This window comes from Streptomyces platensis, from assembly GCF_008704855.1.
Taxonomy (GTDB): Bacteria; Actinomycetota; Actinomycetes; order Streptomycetales; family Streptomycetaceae; genus Streptomyces; species Streptomyces platensis.
The window spans coordinates 5,419,195-5,434,585 of sequence record NZ_CP023691.1; the positions used below are offsets into that span (position 1 = coordinate 5,419,195).

Sequence of the window (15,391 nt, forward strand, 5' to 3'; positions counted from 1 at the left end):
CGGGCCGGTGTGCGCCGCCGCCGCGACGCGCCGGCGTCTGTTCGCGGACGCGATGCGCCGGTCCGGAGCCCGCGCCGCCTCACAACTCCCGTACGAAGCACACCCGGTCCAGCCCCGGCCCGTCGTAGTCGCCGTGCACCGGGACACCGTCGTCGTCGATCCGGTCGCCCGGCTCCAGCCGGAATCCCATACGGGTGTGGTACGCGATGGAGTTGCGGTTGTTGGGGCTGGTGATGCAGCGGACCTCGCTACGGGCGGCCGCGCGGGCCAGGGCGAAGAAACGGTCGTAGAGGGTGCTGCCCATGCCCTTCCCCCGGCCCTCCGGGCACACGGCCGCGAAGTGGATATACGCGGTCCTGGGGTCCGTCTGGGACAGGAAGCCGATCAGAAAGGCGTACAGGGTCCGGTCCGGCCGTTCGACCAGGAAGCTGGTGTCGGCGAAGTGCTGAAGCCAGAGGCGCGGTACGAGCGACTGGCGTTGCCGTGCGCCCGCCTCGCCGCCCAGGCCGTCCCACCAGTCGGCGAGGGCCGCCCGCAGCCGCGCGTGATCCGCGGGCGCCGGGCGGCGCAACGTCAGCTGTCCGGGCAGCTGTTCCAGCACTCGGGCGTGCTCGGTCATGGTCTGGCTCCTCCGTCCTCCGGGGTGAACGGGATCTTGCCCCAATCCGTGGGCCAGCGTAGACGGCGGCCGTTCCGGGCGGCTGGCGAAAAGTCGCCTCTCGCCCGGCCAACTCTCTTGCGCTCTCTTGCGCGAACAGCTCGTTGCGGCGACAAAGGAGGAACCGCCGCACTGTTCGCCTGACCCTGCCGTGTGCGTTGCGCGGGCAAAGTGAGCGAATGGCCGACAGCTCTCCACCCCGCGTACGCCGCGCACTCAACTGCACGGTTGCGCAACGGCGGTTGAGGGTGGTGCCGTCACCGCTCCCGGCGACGTCCCGTACTGACCGTGTGTCACCAGTCCCGACCCGTGTCACATATACGCCCGATGGCGCGCGCCCCGCTGCGTCCCGGGCGCCACTACGCGCTGCGCCATTCAGGGTAATTGGGTGTGACCCCTATGGCGTGGCGGCATGATCGACGCGCCTACTGATGCTAACGACCGGCGGGTTGCCCACCTGGCGGATGGCGTAGGTATGCAGGTGCGAATCACCGTCGCCATCATTACCGAGCCTGCTCTCCAGGTTGATGCCCACTTCCCGCAGAACCACAAGCTCCGCGGGGAGCTGAACGGCCCGCCCACATCCAGCAACCGGAGGGCCATCACATGGCACCCACCTTCACTTTGGCGTCCGCGGCGCCGAACCCGGCTGTCTTCGGACAGCCGGTGACGCTGACCGCCACCGTCATTCCACTGGGCCTGGGGACACCCACCGGCACCGTGACCTTTGTCGTCGCCGGCGGACCCACTCTGACCGCCCCCCTCGTCGGTGGCACCGCGACCGTCACCACGACCAGCATCCCCATCGGTTTCCATACCTTCACCGCGAACTACAACGGCAGCCCCCAATTCTCGCCGTCCAGCGGCTTCGGGTCCGTGACGATCAACAAGGCGTCGACGTCCACCGTGGTGACCTCGTCGCCGGACCCCTCGAACTTCGGACAGCCGGTCACCATCACCGCCACCGTCGCGCCGGTCGCGCCCGGTGCGGGCACCCCGACCGGCACGGTCACCTTCGTCATCGCCGGCGGCGGAGGCGGCACGCTGACCGCCCCGCTGGTCGGTGGCACGGCGACCGTCACCACCAGCAGTCTCAGCCCGGGCACCCATCTCATCACCGCGACATACGGCGGCAATGCACAATTCAACGCGTCGTCCGGGACCGATACGCAGACGGTGCAGCAGGTCCTGACGCCGACGACCACTACGGTCACCTCGTTTCCCGACCCGTCGGTCTTCGGGCAGCCGGTGACCTTCACGGCCACCGTCGCACCCGTCCCGCCCGGTTCGGGCATCCCGACCGGGACGGTCACCTTCGTCATCAGCGGTACCGGGGGCGGCACGCTGACCGCCCCGCTGGTCGGCGGCACGGCGAGCGTGACCACCAGCAGCCTCGGTGTGGGCTCCCACACCGTTACCGCGACCTACAGCGGCAGCGGCAGCTTTGCGCCGTCGAGCGGTACGGACACCCAGACGGTCAACAAGGCGTCGACGACCACCACGGTCACCTCGGCGCCGGATCCGTCGGCGGTCGGCCAGCCGGTGACCTTCACGGCCACGGTCGCCCCGGTGGCGCCGGGCGCGGGCACCCCGACCGGCACGGTCACTTTCGTCGTCATTGGCGGCCCGACGCTGACCGGCACCCTCTCCGGGGGCACGGCGAGCGTCAGTACCAGTGCCCTTTCCGCCGGTACGCATACGGTCATCGCGGCCTATAGCGGTGATGCCAACTTCAACTCCTCTGTGGGCACGGACGCCCACACGGTGGGCCAGACCTCGACGACCACCACGGTCACGTCGTCGCCGGACCCGTCGGTGGTCGGGCAGACGGTGACCTTCACGGCCACGGTCGCCCCGGTGCCGCCCGGTTCGGGCACCCCGACCGGCACGGTCACTTTCGTCATCAGTGGTGGTCCGACGCTGACCGGCACGCTCTCCGGGGGCACGGCGAGCGTCAGCACGAGTGCCCTTTCCGCCGGTACGCATACGGTCACCGCGACCTACAGCGGCGACGCCAACTTCACCTCGTCGGCCGGTACGGACACCCAGACCGTCAACCAGGCGGCGACGACCACTACGGTCACGTCGTCGCCGGACCCGTCGGTGTCCGGGCAGACGGTGACCTTCACGGCCACGGTCGCCCCGGTGCCGCCCGGTTCGGGCACCCCGACCGGCACGGTCACTTTCGCCATCAGTGGTGGCCCGACGCTGACCGGCACCCTCTCCGGGGGCACGGCGAGCGTCACGACCAGCGCATTGAGCGTCGGTACGCACACCGTCACCGCGACCTACAGCGGCGACGCCAACTTCACCTCCTCGGTCGGTACGGACACCCAGACCGTCAACCAGGCGGCGACCACCACTACGGTCACCTCGTTCCCCGACCCCTCCGTGGTGGGCCAGACGGTCAACTTCACCGCCTTTGTGGGGCCGGTGTTCCCCGGTGGCGGCGTCCCGACCGGGACCGTCAGCTTCGTCATCACGAACGGGGTCACCACGGTGTCCCTCAGCGGCACCCTCGACGGCGCCGGCGTCGCGACCGTCAGCACCAACGGGCTGGTGACCACGGGCACTTACACCGTCACCGCGACCTACGGCGGCGATGCGAACCACACCGGCTCCAGTGACACCGACACCCAGACCGTGCTCCCGGCGCTGACGACCACCACGGTCATCTCGTCGCCGGACCCGTCCGTGGTGGGACAGTCGGTGACCTTCACGGCCACCGTCGCGCCGGTGGCGCCCGGCGCGGGCACCCCGACCGGCACGGTCACCTTCGTCATCAGCGGCGGTCCGACCTTGACCGGCACCCTCTCCGGAGGGACCGCGAGTGTCACGACCAGCGCGCTGGGCGCCGGCACGCACACGGTCTCCGCGACCTACAGCGGCGACGCCAACTTCACGCCGTCGGTGGGTACGGACACCCAGACGGTGAATCAGGCGTCGACGACCACGACGGTCACCTCGTCCCCGGACCCGTCGGTGTTCGGGCAGCCGGTGACCTTCACAGCGACCGTCGCGCCGGTGGCGCCCGGCGCGGGCACCCCGACCGGCACGGTCACCTTCGTCATCAGCGGCGGTCCGACCTTGACCGGCACCCTCTCCGGAGGGACCGCGAGTGTCACGACCAGCGCGCTGGGCGCCGGCACGCACACGGTCACCGCGACCTACAGCGGGGACGCCAACTTCACCTCGTCGGTGGGTACGGACACCCAGACGGTGAACCAGGCGTCGACGACCACGACGGTCACCTCGTCCCCCGACCCGTCCGTTGTGGGCGAGCCGGTGACCTTCACGGCCACTGTCGTGCCGGTCGCGCCGGGTGCGGGTACCCCGTCGGGAACGGTCACGTTCGTGGCGACGGACGGCGTGACGACAGTGACGCTGACCGGCACCCTCAGCGGCGGTACGACCAGCGTGACCACCAGCGGGTTGGTCACCGCGGGCGTCTACACCGTGACGGCGACCTATAACGGTGACGCCAGCTTCACCGGCTCGGTGGGTACGGACACCCAGACGGTGGGTCAGGCGTCGACGACCACGACGGTCACCTCGGCCCCCGATCCGTCGGTGTTCGGGCAGCCGGTGACCTTCACGGCGACTGTGGCGCCGGTGGCGCCCGGCGCGGGGACGCCGACCGGGACGGTCACTTTCGTCATCAGCGGCGGTCCGACCCTGACCGGCACTCTCTCCGGAGGGACCGCGAGCGTTACCACCAGCGCGCTGAGCGTTGGCACGCACACGGTCACCGCGACCTACAGCGGCGACGCCAACTTCACCTCGTCGGTCGGCACGGACACCCAGACAGTGACCCTTGCGCTGACGACGACCGCGGTCTCCTCGTCGCCGGACCCGTCTGTGGTGGGTGAGCCGGTGACCTTCACGGCCACTGTCGCGCCGGTCGCGCCAGGTGCGGGTACCCCGACCGGCACGGTCACGTTCGTGGCGACGGACGGCGTGACGACAGTGACGCTGACCGGCACTCTCAGTGGCGGTACGACCAGCGTGACCACCAGCGGGTTGGTGACCGCGGGCGTGTACGCCGTGACCGCGACCTACAGCGGTGACGGCAGTTTCGTCGGGTCGGTCGGTACGGACACCCAGACGGTGGGCCAGGCGTCGACGACCACGACCGTCATCTCGGCCCCCGATCCGTCGGTGTTCGGTGAGACGGTGACGTTCACGGCGACCGTGGCGCCGGTGGTGCCGGGTGCGGGGACGCCGACCGGGACGGTCACCTTCGTCATCACCGGTGGTCCGACCTTGACCGGCACGCTGTCCGGTGGGACGGCGAGCGTCTCGACGAACGCGCTGAGCGTCGGCACCCACACCGTCACGGCGACCTACAGCGGTGACGCCAACTTCACCTCCTCGGTGGGTACGGACACTCAGACCGTCAACCCGTCAGCGACCACGACTACGGTCACCTCGTCCCCCGACCCGTCCGTGGTGGGTGAGCCGGTGACCTTCACTGCCACTGTCGCGCCGGTCGCGCCAGGTGCGGGTACCCCGACCGGCACGGTCACCTTCGTGGCGACGGACGGCGTGACCACGGTGATCCTGACCGGCACTCTCAGTGGCGGTACCACCAGCGTGACCACCAGCGGGCTGGTGACCGCAGGCGTCTACGCCGTGACCGCGACCTACAGCGGTGACGCCAACTTCGCCGGCTCGACCGGTACGGACACCCAGACCGTGGGCCAGGCGTCGACGACCACCACGGTCACCTCGGCCCCCGATCCGTCGGTGTTCGGTGAGACGGTGACCTTCACGGCGACCGTGGCGCCGGTGGCGCCCGGCGCGGGCACCCCGACCGGGACCGTCACCTTCGTCATCACCGGCGGTCCGACCCTGACCGGCACGCTGTCCGGCGGGACGGCAAGCGTCTCGACGAACGCGCTGAGCGTCGGCACCCACACCGTCACGGCGACCTACAGCGGTGACGCCAACTTCACCGGGTCCAGCGGCACAGACACCCAGACGGTGACCCTTGCGCTGACGACGACCGCGGTCTCCTCGTCGCCGGACCCGTCCGTTGTGGGCCAGCCGGTGACCTTCACTGCCACTGTCGCGCCGGTGGCGCCGGGTGCGGGTACCCCGACCGGCACGGTCACGTTCGTGGCGACCGACGGTGTGACGACGGTGACGTTGACCGGCACTCTCAGTGGCGGTACGACCAGCGTGACCACCAGTGGGTTGGTGACCGCGGGCGTCTACGCCGTGACCGCGACCTACAGCGGCGACGGAAGCTTCGTGGGCTCGGTGGGTACGGACACCCAGACGGTGACCCTTGCGCTGACGACGACCGCGGTCTCCTCGTCGCCGGACCCGTCCGTTGTGGGCCAGCCGGTGACCTTCACTGCCACTGTCGCGCCGGTGGCGCCGGGTGCGGGTACCCCGACCGGCACGGTCACGTTCGTGGCGACCGACGGTGTGACGACGGTGACGTTGACCGGCACTCTCAGTGGCGGTACGACCAGCGTGACCACCAGTGGGTTGGTGACCGCGGGCGTCTACGCCGTGACCGCGACCTACAGCGGCGACGGAAGCTTCGTCGGCTCGGTGGGTACGGACACCCAGACGGTGACCCTTGCGCTGACGACGACCGCGGTCTCCTCGTCGCCGGACCCGTCCGTTGTGGGCCAGCCGGTGACCTTCACTGCCACTGTCGCGCCGGTGGCGCCGGGTGCGGGTACCCCGACCGGCACGGTCACGTTCGTGGCGACCGACGGTGTGACGACGGTGACGTTGACCGGCACTCTCAGTGGCGGTACGACCAGCGTGACCACCAGTGGGTTGGTGACCGCGGGCGTCTACGCCGTGACCGCGACCTACAGCGGCGACGGAAGCTTCGTGGGCTCGGTGGGTACGGACACCCAGACGGTGGGTCAGGCGTCGACGACCACGGCAGTCACTTCGGCGCCGGACCCCTCCGTCGTGGGGGAGACGGTGACGTTCACGGCGACCGTCGCGCCGGTGGCCCCGGGTACGGGTACGCCCACGGGCACGGTCACATTCGTGGCGACCGACGGTGTCACCACGGTGGCGCTGACCGGTTCGCTCAGTGGTGGTACGACCAGCGTGAGTACCAACGGGCTGGTGACCGCGGGTGCTTACACGGTGACGGCGACGTACAGCGGTGACCCGAACTTCGCCTCGTCGGTGGGTACGGACACCCAGACGGTGGGTCAGGCGTCGACGACCACGGCGGTCACTTCGGCGCCGGACCCCTCCGTGGTGGGGGAGACGGTGACCTTCACGGCGACCGTCGCGCCGGTCGCGCCCGGTGCGGGTACGCCCACGGGCACGGTCACATTCGTGGCGACCGACGGGGTGACCACGGTGACGCTCACCGGCACCCTGAGCGGGGGTACGACCAGCGTCAGCACCAACGGGCTGGTCACCGCGGGCAGTTACTCCGTGACGGCGACCTACAGCGGTGACGGCGACTTCACCGGTTCGGTCGGCGCGGACACGCACACGGTGGGTCAGGCGTCGACGACCACGGCGGTCACCCCGTCCCCCGACCCGTCGGTCGTGGGGGAGACGGTGACCTTCACGGCGACCGTCGCGCCGGGTGCGCCGGGTACGGGTACGCCCACGGGCACGGTCACATTCGTGGCGACCGACGGGGTGACCACGGTGACCCTCACCGGCACCCTGAGCGGGGGTACGACCAGCGTCAGCACCAACGGGCTGGTCACCGCGGGCAGTTACTCCGTGACGGCGACCTACAGCGGTGACGGCGACTTCACCGGTTCGGTCGGCGCGGACACGCACACGGTGGTTCAGGCCTCGACGACCACGGCGGTCACTTCGGCGCCGGACCCCTCCGTGGTGGGGGAGACGGTGACCTTCACGGCGACGGTCGCGCCGGTGGCCCCGGGCACGGGCACGCCCACCGGCATCGTCACGTTCATCGCCACGGACGGGGTGACCACGGTGACCCTCACCGGCACCCTCAGCGGCGGCACCACCAGCGTCAGCACCAACGGGTTGGTCACCGCGGGTACTTACTCGGTGACGGCGACGTACAGCGGTGACGCGAACTTCACCGGTTCCGTTGGCACCGACACCCAGATCGTCGGCCAGGCGTCGACGACCACCGCACTGACACTGGCTCCGAACCCGTCCGTGGCAGGGGAGCCGGTGACCTTCACGGCCGTCGTCGCGCCGGTCGCGCCGGGAGCGGGCACCCCGACCGGCACGGTGACCTTCGTTGTCACCGGCGGGCCGACGCTGACCGCCACTCTGTCCGGGGGGACGGCATCCGCGACGACCAGTGCGCTGGGGGCTGGTTCCTTCCCGGTCACCGCGACCTACAGTGGGGACGCCAACTTCACCGGGTCCAGTGACAGTGACACCCAGGTCGTGGGCCAGGCGTCCACGACCACGACGGTCGCCTCCGCGCCCGACCCCTCGGTGGTCGGGGAGCCGGTGACCTTCACGGCCACGGTCGCCCCGGTCGGACCCGGCTCCGGGACGGTGACCGGCACGGTGGTCTTCGTCATCGACGGCGGCGGGGGCGGAACCCTGACCGGCACCGTCGCCGGGGGCGTGGCGACCGTCACCACCAGCACCCTCGACGCCGGCTCCCACAACGTCACCGCGACCTACAGCGGGGACGCCGACTTCACCGGTTCCGTGGGCACCGACACCCAGACGGTGAACCAGGCGGCCACGGCCACCACGGTCACCTCGTTCCCGGACCCGTCCGGGGCCGGCGACACGGTCAACATCGTCGCGTCCGTGACGGCGGTGCCTCCGGGCAGCGGCACCCCGACCGGCACCGTCACCTTCACCGTCACCGACGGGGTGACCACCGTGACCCTCACCGGGACGCTCGACGGTAACGGTGTCGCCGCCGTCAGCACCCCGCTGGCCACCCCCGGCGACTACGTCATCACCGCGGTCTACGGAGGTGACACCAACTTCACCGGCTCCAGTGACACCGACACCCACACGGTCACCTGATCCCTTTCCCTTCTCCTGACCTGCGCAACACCGTCGGGCCGTCCTCACGAGGGCGGCCCGACGCCTGTCTGCTCCCGGTCTGTCGGCGCCCGGCCCGTTTGTACCGGCGCCGGACGGCACCTCGTTTGCGGCGGGCCCCTGGGTGCCGTCTACGCTGGCCCCGCTCAAACAGATGTCCAACGGGGGAAGGCACGACATGGCAGAGAAGGCACGCCGGCGGCTGCGGTCCAGCACGGTGATCCTGGGAGGCATGGGCGCGCTCGCCGCCGCCCTGACGTCCTGCGGCTCCGAGCCCGACAAGCGCTGCGTCGACCGCAACAGCTACGACACGCTCAAGGGCTACCGCGTCGTCGACTCCAAGAATTGCTCGGCGAGCGGCAGTTCGTCCTCCGGGAGCAGCGGGACCGGCAGTGGCGGCAGCAGCGGCCGCGGCAAGCAGCGGGTCGACGGCCAGTGGTACTACGACCCGAGCAACAAGGGCGGCTCGTACGCCGACAGCGGCACGTTCAGCAAGAGCACGGCCGTCAACCGCGGCGGCTTCGGCTGCTCGGGCTCGCACAGCAGCGGCGGCGGCCGGCACGGCTCCTTCGGCGGCTGAGCGGACCCGGCACGGCATGGAACGCCACACCATCGAGCCCCGCCCCGGCTGGCAGCAGACCGTCGAGGCGCAGGGCCTGATCTACCCGCTGACCCGCTACCCGGACGATTCGCTGCGCCCCTACTGGGACGAGAGCGCGTACTACTCCTTCACCCTCCCCGAGGTCGAGGCCCTGGAAGAGGTCGTCGAGGAGCTGCACGGCATGTGCCTGGCCGCGGCCGCGCACATCGTCGACCGGGACCGCTTCGCCGACCTCGGCATCGAGGACCCGCGACTGGCCGAACTCATCGCGGAGTCCTGGCGCCGCCGCGACGAACTCCCCTCCCTCTACGGGCGGTTCGACCTGCACTACGACGGCAGCGGCCCGGCCAAGATGCTGGAGTACAACGCCGACACCCCGACCTCGCTGGTCGAGGCCGCCAGCCCGCAGTGGTTCTGGATGGAGGAGCGCTTTCCCGGCGCCGACCAGTGGAACTCGCTGCACGAGCGGCTGGTGGCGGCCTGGAAGCGGCAGGCCCCGCTGCTGCCGCCCGGCGCACCGCTGCACTTCGCGCACTCCGCGGGCGACGAGCTCGGCGAGGACCTGATGACCGTCGCCTACCTGGAGGAGACGGCCCAGCAGGCGGGCCTGGAGACCGTCACGATCTCCATGGAGGACATCGGCTGGGACCAGCTGTCCGGCCGCTTCGTCGACCAGCGGCTGCGCTTCATGCGGGCCTGCTTCAAGCTCTACCCGTGGGAATGGCTGGCCACCGACGACTTCGGCCCGCACGTCCTGGACACCCTCGACAACGGCGGCGGCACCGGCTCCACCCTCTGGATCGAACCCGCCTGGAAAATGCTGCTCTCCAACAAGGCGCTGCTGGCGATCCTGTGGGAGCTCTACCCCGGCCACCCGAACCTGCTGCCCGCCTACCTCGACGGCCCCCGCGAACTGGCCCATACCCGCGGCTACGTCGCCAAGCCACTGCTCGGCCGCGAGGGCGCCGGCGTCACCCTCCACGAGCCCGGCGCCGACCCGGTCCTGCGCGACCCCGACGACCCCTGCTGCTACCAGGAGCTGGCCCCGCTCCCGGACTTCGACGGCAACCGCGTCGTCCTCGGCGCCTGGGTCGTCGAGGACGAGTCGGCCGGCCTCGGCATCCGCGAATCGGCGGGGCCGGTCACGGATGAGTATGCGCGGTTCCTGCCGCATGTGATCCGCTGAATCCGCCGGGGCGTCCGCTCGGGCACCTCGGCGGGATACAGCAGCAGGCCCCGCCCGGCGCACCGGACGGGGCCTGCGCGACCGGCCCGTAAGCAGGCGAGCCTTCTTCAGCTTTCGCGACTACTTGTTGTCGCTGTCCCCACCACTGGGCTGCGGGTCACGGGGGGCTTCCGGGGGCATGGGCCCGCCGTCGTGCCTACCGTCGTCCGCCGCCATGTCGGCCGGGTGCCGGAAAGGGACTCCGGGCCACCCTTCGGCGTCGGGCGTGCGCGTCTTGTACGTCTCAACGGCTGCGACGCTCATCTACCAACCTCCTCTTCCATGAGGGGCCATGCCGCCGTACCGTCGACGCATGGCCCGTAGGCCCGCAAGGGATTCCCTGCGGCGCTCACCCGCCCCGGCCGCTCGACCTGTCCGGGTATTCCGCAGCCGGGGCGGGAGTCTTGATACCGGCTATCGCCGACTGCTCATCGCCTTTCCGCCATCCCCTCCGACGTATTTCCGTATGGCGACAAACTAGGAATGCTGAAGAGTCGGCCTCAACGAACTTGCGTGAACTTGCGCGCGCTCATCCGAGGGAATCGATCGCTGCTGTGATCAGAGTCCGTGCCGGAGCCCCGTAAACAGCCAATTCGGCCAGGCCCGCGAAGGTATGGGCGTACATGCTGATCTCGTGCGGCTGCGTGATGGTGAGAAAGGCGGCCACCAGCTCAACGTTGACCTGGGCATCATCGAAGATCCAGAAGTCCTCCACCGGCCACAGCGCGGTCCGGTCCGCGTGCAGCGGGATCACCCCGAGGCTGACGTGGGGCAGCGCAGCCAGAGACAGCAGGTGCCCGAGCTGACCTGCCATCGTCGCAGGGCCGCCGATCTGGTGGCGAAGTGCGCTCTCCTCCAAGATCACGGCGAAGCGGCGCGGACCTTCGTGCAGGATGCGCTGCTTGTCCACGCGGACCTGGACAGCTTCTTCCAGGTCGTCAGGAAGTGCCCGCCGGTCACGAATCGCCCTGAGGAGTGCCTCAATGTATGCGCGCGTCTGGAAGGGCCCCGGGATCAGCCACGACGAGTAGGCGCGGAAGTGCCGCGTGCGTTCCCACAGCGGAAGAACCGACTCCTGTGCACGGCGGAGTCCGGAGCGCTCCAAGCGCCGCCACTCGACATACGCACCATCGATATTGCGTGCGGTGGCGATCAAGTCGGCCGTCTGCCCCGCCGCTCCACAGTGCAGCGCCCACACCCGTAGGTCATCGTCAGAAGGCCCGGTGCGGCCGTTCTCGATGCGGCTGCACTTGCTTTCATGCCAGCCGGCCCGGGCAGCCAACTCCCGTGCTGTCAGACCCGAATCCTTGCGCATCTCACGCAGGCGCTTGCCAAGGGCCTCTCGGGCCTGCCGGACGCTGGACGACGACGTCACGTTCGAGTGCTCCGAGTACGTACGGTCAGACCGGCCGGTACTCCTCGTGGGGAGTCGCCCGTTCCCAGATCGATTCAAACGCCGATACGCAGGCGTGGACCACCCCGGGGTCGGTCACCAGCTCTTCACCGGTCATCTCCCCGTCACCGTTGAAGTGGTTGAACAGCACCGACGAACGGTCGAAGACCCAGCAGTCGTTGCCCGGCAACAGCAAGGAAGAGGCTTGCCGACGGGGGAGCCAGCGCACCGACTCTCCGGCCTTGACGTTGTGTCCACCGGTGAGCGCGTGCTCGTAGCGGATGTAGGCGGATACGGGTTCCGAGACGACACGTGCTCGGCGCACGTCCACGCCGCGGGCCACCGAAGCCGAGACAAGGTCGATCCACCACGGCCATCGCTTGGCGGGGTCGAAGTGGTCACCGGCGATCCACTCCTGGTACGCCTCGTCCAGCGCGTAGGCGTCCCTGGCCTCGAAGTGCCACGCGCTGTGCCGGGCCGACCGGAACAGCTCCTCAAATGTCGGCTCCGCCGTCGCCACCGCTCACCTCCGGGAAGAACTGCATCATGCGCTTCGGGAACTCGATCACGGTCTCATGGCTGGGAACGTCCAGCTGTGCCAGGCGCTCGGGGTCCGTGACCCGCCAACCTTGCAGGACGTAGTTTCCGCTCTCATCGTCCAGGTACACAGTCGGGGAGCCGTTGTTCGGACTCTCGGGGTCCTTGCCCAGGCGGTGCAAAGCCATGGTGTCCTCCGTCGCCTCGGGTGACGATCAACATGTCCGAGCTTGTACTTGAGCCGCCGCGGCGCGCCAGCGACTTGCACGAACTTCTACGTAGGGGCCGATGCCTGCCCGAGCGCGGCCAGGCGCCCGCCCCGGCTCCTGGCCACCCGGCGGACATCGGCGAGGGTGGCGGTTAATTCCACGGCCAGCAGGTGCAGTTCGCCGGGCGTCCACGCGCGTGCAGCAAGCAGTTGGCGGGCTTCGTCGATGAGGTCGTCGGCTGAGCCGAGCTGCTCCTCCTCGATCCGGTCGGCCATGCGGGAGACATATCCGGTCCCGTCGCCCGCCAGGAAGCACGGTTTTCCGTCCGGGCTGGTCCACGGCAGCAGCCGGACGAAGACCTTCGCTGTAACGTCGGGCATGTCGTCAACTCCCTTGTAGTTGAGGGCCACGCCCCCGGGCCGTCCACCACGGTCGCGGGGGTCCTCTTGCTTGTCCGTAGCCAGGAGGGCCTTCCTCGCTCTAGGCAACCGCTCGGCTACACCCAGCGGTACGGTGGCAGAGGAAGCGGCTTTTAAAAGTTTTAAGCGCTCGTGCACAGCGGGGAGTTGAGGGCTGATGGGCACTCGGGAACCGAACCGGCACCTTGAACGGCTTTACCGGCAGACCGGCTGGACGCTGCGGCAGTTCGTCCAGGCCGTGAACCGCATCGGCACCGAGCGGGGAACCCCGCTCAAGTACCGCGAGCCGTCGGCCCATCAGTGGTGTCAGGGGCACCTGCCGAAGGAGCAGGCCAGACCGCTGATCGTGGAGGCCCTGGCGCGGAAGCTGGGACGTCCGGTCACGCATGCCGAGGCCGGATTCCCCGCACCGGTCAAGAGCTCCGGTGCCACTCCGGGCACGGTGGAAGGGCTGATCGATCTCGGTAGGGGAGATATGGACCCCTCGCGTCGTAGCGTTCTCGGTATAGGGCTCTTTTCCGTTGCGCTGACCGTGCCCAATTGGCCGGATGTGGTGGGACGGATGGAAGCCGTTCAAAGCGGACAGCCCCGGCGTATTGGCATGCCAGAGGTTGACATGGTTATTGCCATGACCGAACGAGTGTCAGAACTGGATGACCAATTCGGCGGGCGTCACGCCCGTCCGATGGCGGCGGCCTTCTTGGTGAACACGGTAGCCCCATATCTACGGGCTGACGCCTCCGAGTCGGTACGCAAAGCTATGATGTCGGCTGCTGCCGATTTGTGCTATCTCACCGGGTACATGGCAGTGGATGAAGGCGTTCACGGCCTTGCGCAGCAGTACTATCTCAAGGCGTTGGAACTTGCCGGAGCGGCAGAGGATCACTTGACGTACTGCACAACGCTTCGGGGGATGAGTGTGCAGGCTGTTGACCTACGGCACGGCAGGCAGGCCATGCGGCTCGCTGACGCTGCCGCTGCCGCGTCTCCGCAAGCTGGTCCGCGAATGCGAGCTTTCCTTGCCGGGCAGCAGGCGCATACCTCCGCGCAAATCGGCGACCACAGCAATGCGCTGATGTATCTGCGAGAGGCCGAAGTGGCCATGGAGAGGGCTGAGTCCAGGGGGAAAGCGTTCGGCTCGTATGATCCGGCAGCCCTGAATTACCACACCAGCCAGGTCCGGTACGAACTCGGCGATATTCCCGGCTCCATCAAGGCTATGCAGGACTCGGACAAGGTGCGCTTCAGCGTCTACCGTCGCGCTCGCGTACGCCACCGCGCCACCTTGGCTGAGCGGCGACTGGAAATCGGCCACCTCGAAGCAGCATGCGCGACATGGCATCTCGCCCTGGATGATTACCCTCTGGTGCAGTCGGGGCGTGCAGATCAGCGCATGCGAACAATGTTCAAGCTCATCCGCCCCCACCTAAAGAACCCCGCCGCCCGGGAACTCCACGAACGCGCCCGGCTCGTCACCCCGGCCGCGCTCTCCGCCTAGGGGGTGTCTTCAAATATCACGCCCACATCAGGAGCGAGGCGAGGGTGACGGCGGCTTGGTAGGACTCGGTGGTCTTGTCGTAGCGGGTGGCGATGCCGCGCCACTGCTTGAGGCGGTTGAAGCAGCGTTCGACCACGTTGCGCTGTTTGTAGAGCTGCTTGTCGAAGGTTGGCGGGCGTCCGCCGTGGCTGCCGCGCCGGAGGCGGTTGCGGATCTGGTCGGCTCGTTCGGGGATGGTGTGGCCGATGCCTCGTCGCCGCAGCCAGGTCCGGATGGCCTTGGAGCTGTAGCCCTTGTCGCCCAGCACGTGGGCGGGCCGGACCCGTGGCCGTCCGGGGCCGGTTCGGGGCACCCGAATCGCGTCCATCACGGCGGTGAATTGGGTGCAGTCGTTGGTGTTCCCGCCCGTGACGAGGAAGGCGAGCGGACGGCCGGTGGCATCGCAGGCGAGGTGAATCTTGCTGGTCAGACCGCCCCGGGAGCGTCCGAGTCCGGGGCTTTGGAGCCCCCTTTTCGGGCCCCGGCGGCGTGCTGGTGGGCACGGACGACGGTGGAGTCGACCGACACGAGCCAGTCGATGTCCCCCGCCTCGTCCGCCCTCGCCTGGGCGGCCTGCAGCATCCGCTCGAAGGTGCCGTCCAGGGCCCAGCGACGGAAGCGGGTGTGCAGCGTGGCCCACGGGCCGTACCGCTCAGGCACATCCCGCCAGGCCGTGCCGGTCCGGAACTTCCACACGATCCCGTTGAGCACAGTGCGGTCATCCAACCGCTTCCGCCCCCGCAACGATTCAGGCAGCAGAGGCCGGACGAACTCCCACTCGGCATCCGACAGTTCATGGCGACGTATCACCCCACCATGA

Annotated in this window: 9 protein-coding genes and 1 pseudogene; 4 read left to right on the forward strand and 6 right to left on the reverse strand. The window is 69.3% G+C overall.

All coding sequences use genetic code 11. The annotated features are described in order from the left end of the window. Nucleotides 1-79 precede the first annotated feature (79 nt). Nucleotides 80-619, reverse strand: coding sequence for a GNAT family N-acetyltransferase (locus CP981_RS24065; RefSeq protein WP_085927610.1), 540 nt, complete (start codon nucleotides 617-619; stop codon nucleotides 80-82). Between the two features lie 645 nt (nucleotides 620-1,264). On the opposite strand from CP981_RS24065, the gene CP981_RS38785 reads away from it, so the two are divergent. The 3 genes from CP981_RS38785 (at nucleotide 1,265) to CP981_RS24120 (ending at nucleotide 10,437) form a co-directional block, all read left to right on the forward strand. Beyond that, nucleotides 1,265-8,632 carry an Ig-like domain-containing protein gene (locus CP981_RS38785; protein WP_167536144.1) on the forward strand — a complete coding sequence of 2,456 codons (7,368 nt, stop codon included), beginning with the start codon at nucleotides 1,265-1,267 and terminating at the stop codon, nucleotides 8,630-8,632. A gap of 196 nt (nucleotides 8,633-8,828) precedes the next feature. Next, nucleotides 8,829-9,230: a hypothetical protein gene (locus CP981_RS24115; RefSeq protein WP_085928692.1), complete on the forward strand. Its 402-nt coding sequence runs from the start codon at nucleotides 8,829-8,831 to the stop codon at nucleotides 9,228-9,230. Between the two features lie 16 nt (nucleotides 9,231-9,246). Beyond that, nucleotides 9,247-10,437, forward strand: coding sequence for a glutathionylspermidine synthase family protein (locus CP981_RS24120; RefSeq protein WP_085928691.1), 1,191 nt, complete (start codon nucleotides 9,247-9,249; stop codon nucleotides 10,435-10,437). Between the two features lie 568 nt (nucleotides 10,438-11,005). Here the strand turns inward: CP981_RS24120 and CP981_RS24130 are convergent. The 4 genes from CP981_RS24130 to CP981_RS24145 all read right to left on the reverse strand — a co-directional run bounded on the left by CP981_RS24130 (nucleotide 11,006) and on the right by CP981_RS24145 (nucleotide 12,995). Continuing rightward, nucleotides 11,006-11,851: a helix-turn-helix domain-containing protein gene (locus CP981_RS24130; protein ID WP_085928689.1), complete on the reverse strand. Its 846-nt coding sequence runs from the start codon at nucleotides 11,849-11,851 to the stop codon at nucleotides 11,006-11,008. A 25-nt stretch (nucleotides 11,852-11,876) separates the two neighbouring features. Then, nucleotides 11,877-12,389, reverse strand: coding sequence for a DUF6879 family protein (locus CP981_RS24135; RefSeq protein WP_085928688.1), 513 nt, complete (start codon nucleotides 12,387-12,389; stop codon nucleotides 11,877-11,879). Beyond that, nucleotides 12,364-12,594, reverse strand: a complete 231-nt coding sequence (locus CP981_RS24140; RefSeq protein WP_085928687.1) for a hypothetical protein — start codon at nucleotides 12,592-12,594, stop codon at nucleotides 12,364-12,366. The genes CP981_RS24135 and CP981_RS24140 overlap by 26 nt, the downstream gene beginning before the upstream one ends. Before the next feature lie 86 nt (nucleotides 12,595-12,680). Further along, nucleotides 12,681-12,995: a hypothetical protein gene (locus CP981_RS24145; RefSeq protein ID WP_167536145.1), complete on the reverse strand. Its 315-nt coding sequence runs from the start codon at nucleotides 12,993-12,995 to the stop codon at nucleotides 12,681-12,683. 196 nt (nucleotides 12,996-13,191) lie between these two features. Here CP981_RS24145 and CP981_RS24150 point away from each other — a divergent pair, with 196 nt between their 5' ends. Beyond that, on the forward strand, nucleotides 13,192-14,532 hold the full coding sequence (locus CP981_RS24150) for an NsdA family TPR-like regulatory protein (protein ID WP_150522365.1): 1,341 nt from the start codon (nucleotides 13,192-13,194) through the stop codon (nucleotides 14,530-14,532). Between the two features lie 16 nt (nucleotides 14,533-14,548). On the opposite strand, the pseudogene CP981_RS24155 reads toward CP981_RS24150, so the two are convergent. Beyond that, nucleotides 14,549-15,378, reverse strand: a pseudogene (locus tag CP981_RS24155) (IS5 family transposase). Nucleotides 15,379-15,391: the final 13 nt, after the last annotated feature.

Bases quoted from the DNA above. Each gene is read 5' to 3' on its own strand.
- CP981_RS38785 (WP_167536144.1), top strand. From the start codon at position 1,265: ATGGCACCCACCTTCACTTTGGCGTCCGCGGCGCCGAACCCGGCTGTC.
- CP981_RS24065 (WP_085927610.1), bottom strand. From the start codon at position 619: ATGACCGAGCACGCCCGAGTGCTGGAACAGCTGCCCGGACAGCTGACG.
- CP981_RS24140 (WP_085928687.1), bottom strand. From the start codon at position 12,594: ATGGCTTTGCACCGCCTGGGCAAGGACCCCGAGAGTCCGAACAACGGC.
- CP981_RS24115 (WP_085928692.1), top strand. From the start codon at position 8,829: ATGGCAGAGAAGGCACGCCGGCGGCTGCGGTCCAGCACGGTGATCCTG.
- CP981_RS24120 (WP_085928691.1), top strand. From the start codon at position 9,247: ATGGAACGCCACACCATCGAGCCCCGCCCCGGCTGGCAGCAGACCGTC.
- CP981_RS24150 (WP_150522365.1), top strand. From the start codon at position 13,192: ATGGGCACTCGGGAACCGAACCGGCACCTTGAACGGCTTTACCGGCAG.
- CP981_RS24145 (WP_167536145.1), bottom strand. From the start codon at position 12,995: ATGCCCGACGTTACAGCGAAGGTCTTCGTCCGGCTGCTGCCGTGGACC.